Here is a 4,996-nt window from a genome sequence, read left to right as displayed (position 1 = left end):
GAAACCAAAGATTTCTCTCTACTTAAGACCTGACCGATGATAGCCAGTTTAAATTCCAGACTATACTTAATTTTTCTGCTCATAAAATGCTCCTATTAAAGTGTCCAACTTTTTGGGGGCAGTCCAACGCTGCGGGCTTTACATTGCAATCGGGTTTAGGAGGCAATTTAGCTGCTGCTATGTTAAAAGAAAGAACAACTTCATTATCCGTGTTGATCTGTATTATCCGTGGTTAAAATTGGTTCCTGTAATACGCTTCGACTCCGCTCGACAACTGCCCAAGAGAGTTGACAACTTTCTGGGCAACTGTGCTATTAAAGTTGTCAACTCTGGATCTTTTCTTGTTCGCCATCCTGAACCGAGCATTAAGTGAGTTCACCGAAGGTAATTTATTTCAGGATCTTTAGTTAATATGTAGAGTTGTTATCATTTAAGCATACATGTGCTTATATGCCTAATATGGTTCAAAGGCGAAAGAAATGGTTTTCACAGTATCTCTTGGCAAAAGTTTAAACCAAAAAAAAGCCACTCTTTCGAATGGCTCTAAGTTTTTCAAAGTCCCCTTTAGGGGATTTAGGAGTTTAAACATTAAACCTGAAGTGCATGATGTCGCCATCTTCCACTACATAGGTTTTTCCTTCTACACCAAGTTTGCCTGCTTCTTTACAGGCATTTTCAGAGCCCAGGGTTATAAAATCATTGTATTTAATTACCTCAGCACGGATAAAACCTTTTTCAAAATCAGTGTGGATTACGCCGGCCGCCTGTGGAGCTGTAAAGCCTTTGGTAATGGTCCATGCCCTAACTTCTTGCACGCCAGCAGTAAAATAGGTGTAAAGGTTCAATAATTTATACGCAGCACGGATCAGTTTATTTACACCAGATTCAGTTAAACCTAAGTCGGCCAAAAATTCCTGACGTTCTTCGTAGCTATCCAGTTCAGCAATTTCCGACTCAATTTTAGCAGAAATAACCAACACTTCAGCATTTTCGTCAGCAACATTTGCCTTTACTAAATCTACGTATTTATTTCCGGTAACAACCGATGCCTCGTCAACATTACACACGTACATTACCGGTTTTTGGGTAAGTAGGCCTAAATCTTCAATAAAATCGAAATCTTCCTGTGCCAAAGGTGCCATACGGACCGATTTACCGCTTTCTAAATGCGATTTAACCACCGTTAAAATTTCGTAGGTACGTTTTGCATCCTTATCGCCACCGGTTTTAGCCATTTTCTCTACTTTCTGAATACGTTTATCAACCGTATCCAGATCTTTAAGCTGTAATTCTGTATCGATAATTTCCCTGTCACGGATGGGGTCAACAGAACCATCAACATGGATTACATTTCCGTCGTCAAAACAACGTAAAACGTGTATAATGGCATTTGTAGCCCGGATATTCCCTAAAAACTGGTTTCCCAGCCCTTCACCTTTCGATGCACCTTTTACCAGGCCCGCAATATCAACAATCTCAATTGTATTCGGCTGAACTTTATTTGGCTTAACCAGCTCAGCAAGTTTGGTCAAACGGTTATCCGGAACCGTAATTACGCCAACATTGGGCTCAATTGTACAAAAGGGAAAGTTTGCTGCCTGCGCTTTTGCATTTGATAAACAGTTAAAAAGAGTCGATTTTCCCACATTTGGTAAACCAACTATACCACATTGTAATGCCATTTATATTTTAGTCTTTATTTTACAGTCAATAGTTTTTTGGTTCATAGTCAATGGCTATGCTCCATGCTTCTCCGCTTTCCGCTTTCCGCTTTCCGCTTTCCGCTTTCCGCTTTCCGCTTTCCGCTTTCCGCTTTCCGCTTTCCGCTCTAAATTCCGCGCAAAGATAAGCTTTTAAAACCTTTATTTAAACCTTTGCTATTGTATCAAATCTATATTTTATCTATGTTTAGCCCAAAATAGAGATACACATAAATGGAAGATTTTGAAAAAGAATTGCCTCAGGAAGTAAAATTGGTTGTAACCGAAGAAATGCGGAGCTACTTTTACGACATGAGCAAATGGGCCAGGTTTTTATCGGTTGTTGGGTTTGTGATTTCGGCATTTTTAACGCTCAGTTCTTTTGGTATAGGTGCAGCAATAAATGCTAATCCATCCTTGCTTAATCAATTGGGGCCACTGGCCAGTACAGGGGCAATAGGCATTACCATGTTTTACCTGTTGTTAGCACTGCTCTTTTTTTACCAAAGTTTACTGTTGTTGCGTTTTTCAGCTAAGGGTAAACAGGGTATACTGTTTGGTGACCAGGAAAATTTAAACGATGCCCTTGCAAACCTGAAATCACTTTTTAAATTTTGGGGCATACTAACCATTGTATCATTAGCGAGTTATTTCTTTTTGATTCTTGCAGTAGCCCTAAGTATAGGTTTAAAATAAAAGATAAATTGTATACCAATAGAAAAGCCTTCCAATTTTTAAAACTGAAAGGCTTTTTTATTGAAATTATATTACTTAAAAAGTAAAATCGTCGTTGGTTCTGGTGCTATGTTCTCCATTTTCAGAATATTCATAGCGTTTTTCAACCACATCCTGGTGGGTTTTGATGTAATCAACAGTTTCGTTTAATCCTTCTGCAAATTTTTCGAAATCTTCTTTGTATAAAAAGATTTTATGTTTTACAAACACACCGTCTTCTAATCTTTTTTTGCTCTCGGTAACTGTTAAATAATAATCACCCGATCTCGTAGCCTTCACGTCGAAGAAATAAGTTCTTTTACCTGCTCTTACTTTCTTAGAAAAAACTTCTTCTCTTTCCTTGTTGTCGAATTCTCCCATGGTTGGTATTGATGTTGGTTATTGGTTTCGGTAAATATAAAGCAAATATTTAAAGTTCAAAATACAATTTTAATACAATTTAAATCGTTTGGGTTTCCTGCTCCAAAAGTTGGTTGTTATAAAGCTCCGTATAACGGCCATTTAGCTTAAGTAATTCACTGTGTGTGCCTTGTTCGATGATTTTTCCATTATCAAGTACCAAAATCTTATCTGCATTTTTAATGGTAGAAATCCGGTGTGCAATTAAAATACTGGTTTTTCCGGCCATAATTTTACCCATGTTTTGCAAAATTTCTTCCTCGGTTTTAGTATCTACAGCCGAAAGACAGTCGTCAAATATCAAAATCCTGGGCGATTTGATCAGTGCACGGGCAATAGAAACCCTTTGTTTTTGCCCGCCGGAAAGTGTAATACCACGTTCACCAAGCATGGTTTCAAACTTGCCTTCAAAATCAATAATGTTGGAATAAACCGAAGCATTTTTAGCGGCTGTATGCACTTCTTCATCCGTATAGGTATCCAAACCAAAGGCGATGTTGTTTTTTATTGTATCAGAAAATAAGAATACTTCTTGCGGCACAAAACCAATCTGGTTGCGGTAATCTTTCAAATTAAGATCCTTTATATTCGTCCCATCCACCTTAATAGCGCCATCTTCCACATCATACATCCGCATGATCAGGTTTGCCAATGTCGATTTTCCCGAACCTGTTTTTCCGATAATTGCCACAAACTCGCCACTCTTGATCTCAAAACTAATCTCCTTTAGGGCTTCAATTCCCGTATGCGGATAGGTAAAACTTACCTGATCGAACTTGATATTACCGGATAAAGCCCTTTCCTGAGTCTCTTTCGATTGGATATCAGAAGGAATATCCAAGAACTCGTTAATACGTTTTTGCGATGCTGCCGCCCTTTGGATCAAAGAGGTTACCCAGCCCAGCATGGTTACCGGAAAAGTTAACTGGGTGATATAAATGATAAATTCGGCAATGTTACCCGCTGTAATGCTGCCATTCATTACCTGGATGCCGCCTATATATATGGTTAAAATTGTACTCAGGCCAATTAACAACAGCATGGTAGGATAGAACAGTGCCGATACTTTAACCAAACTCATCGAGTCTTTTTTATACTCATTGCTCTGTATTTCGAACATGTTCCGGGTATAATCCTCACGTACATAAGATTTTATGATCCTTATTCCCGAAAAACGCTCCTGTACAAAACTCGAAAGATCTGATAACCGCTCCTGTATTTTTCCGCTTTTTTTAAAAATCAAGGTATTTACATAATAGATAATCACCACTAAAAAGGGAAGTGGCAATAAACAATAAATGGCCAGTTTTGAGTTTACATCAAACATCGACCAAATGATCAGTACCGATAAAACGAAAGTGTTAATGGTATACATAATTGCCGGGCCAACATACATCCTAACCCGGTTTACATCCTCTGTAGCCCTGTTCATTAAGTCGCCGGTATTGTTACGACGATAAAAACCAAGACTCAGTTCCTGGTAATGCTGGTAAATATCATTTTTCATGTCGAATTCGATATGTCTCGACATTAAAATAATGGTTTGCCGCATAAAAAATAAAAAAAGTCCGCGCAACAGGTAAAGCACTATAACCAACAGGCCGAAATATAGAAGGTTACTGCTAAAAATATCGTAAATAATTGCCTGGCGGTCGAAACCATCGAAAAGGTTAAAAACCTGTATGTTTTCGGTAATCAGATCCACCGCATAGCCGATTACCTGCGCAGGCACAACGCCAAAAATATTGGAAATCACTACGAAAATACTTCCTGGAATAATCCACCATTTGTATTTAAGAAAGTATTTGTTTAGTCGGCCAAGATGTTTCATGTTGTACAAACTTAGATAATTTTGTTATTCTCTGTGGTATATTTATCCATTTGCACTCAAGCTTTAAAAAATAATGACACTCGGTGACATAAAAGAGAAGAGCAGGAGGTACGATTAGGATTAGTTGCCGATGATTATTTTGAAAAGCAGGGTCAGGTGCTTTTTCGTTACATCAGCCCTGCTACCGTTTCAAGTCCTCGCTGCGTGGACTGCCCCCAAAAAGTTGGACAAACTTATTAATTATTTAAGACTTGTGCCCGGTATTCAACCGGGCTCATTCCATTTAAGTTCAATCTTATCCTTTTATTGTTATAATAACTAATATACTCAT

General features: G+C 38.3%; 5 protein-coding genes. 1 reads left to right on the top strand and 4 read right to left on the bottom strand.

Translation table 11 applies throughout. The features are described 5' to 3' along the window. Positions 1-581: 581 nt before the first annotated feature. Positions 582-1,682: a redox-regulated ATPase YchF gene (gene ychF / locus ACFSR6_RS17615; RefSeq protein ID WP_379081257.1), complete on the bottom strand. Its 1,101-nt coding sequence runs from the start codon at positions 1,680-1,682 to the stop codon at positions 582-584. Positions 1,683-1,934: 252 nt separating this feature from the next. On the opposite strand from ychF, the gene ACFSR6_RS17610 reads away from it, so the two are divergent. Further along, positions 1,935-2,396, top strand: coding sequence for a hypothetical protein (locus ACFSR6_RS17610; RefSeq protein ID WP_379081255.1), 462 nt, complete (start codon positions 1,935-1,937; stop codon positions 2,394-2,396). A 75-nt stretch (positions 2,397-2,471) separates the two neighbouring features. On the opposite strand, the gene ACFSR6_RS17605 is transcribed toward ACFSR6_RS17610, so the two are convergent. The 3 genes from ACFSR6_RS17605 to ACFSR6_RS17595 form a co-directional block, all read right to left on the bottom strand. Further along, a complete protein-coding gene (locus ACFSR6_RS17605; RefSeq protein ID WP_025143846.1) occupies positions 2,472-2,795 on the bottom strand; it encodes a DUF3276 family protein in 324 nt (107 codons plus the stop codon). A gap of 79 nt (positions 2,796-2,874) precedes the next feature. Continuing rightward, positions 2,875-4,665, bottom strand: a complete 1,791-nt coding sequence (locus ACFSR6_RS17600) for an ABC transporter ATP-binding protein (RefSeq protein WP_379081253.1) — start codon at positions 4,663-4,665, stop codon at positions 2,875-2,877. A 236-nt stretch (positions 4,666-4,901) separates the two neighbouring features. Next, positions 4,902-4,996: IS3 family transposase (locus ACFSR6_RS17595; protein WP_379073649.1), on the bottom strand; the 95-nt coding region annotated here is incomplete at its 5' end.

This window comes from Pedobacter vanadiisoli (assembly GCF_042684385.1).
In the GTDB taxonomy this organism is placed as follows: Bacteria; Bacteroidota; Bacteroidia; order Sphingobacteriales; family Sphingobacteriaceae; genus Pedobacter; species Pedobacter vanadiisoli.
The sequence above is the reverse complement of the archived record's forward strand: the minus strand, read 5'-3'. Positions and strand labels throughout refer to the sequence as shown.

Coding starts and splice junctions, on each gene's coding strand:
- ychF (WP_379081257.1), bottom strand. CDS start 1,682: ATGGCATTACAATGTGGTATAGTTGGTTTACCAAATGTGGGAAAATCG.
- ACFSR6_RS17610 (WP_379081255.1), top strand. CDS start 1,935: ATGGAAGATTTTGAAAAAGAATTGCCTCAGGAAGTAAAATTGGTTGTA.
- ACFSR6_RS17605 (WP_025143846.1), bottom strand. CDS start 2,795: ATGGGAGAATTCGACAACAAGGAAAGAGAAGAAGTTTTTTCTAAGAAA.
- ACFSR6_RS17600 (WP_379081253.1), bottom strand. CDS start 4,665: ATGAAACATCTTGGCCGACTAAACAAATACTTTCTTAAATACAAATGG.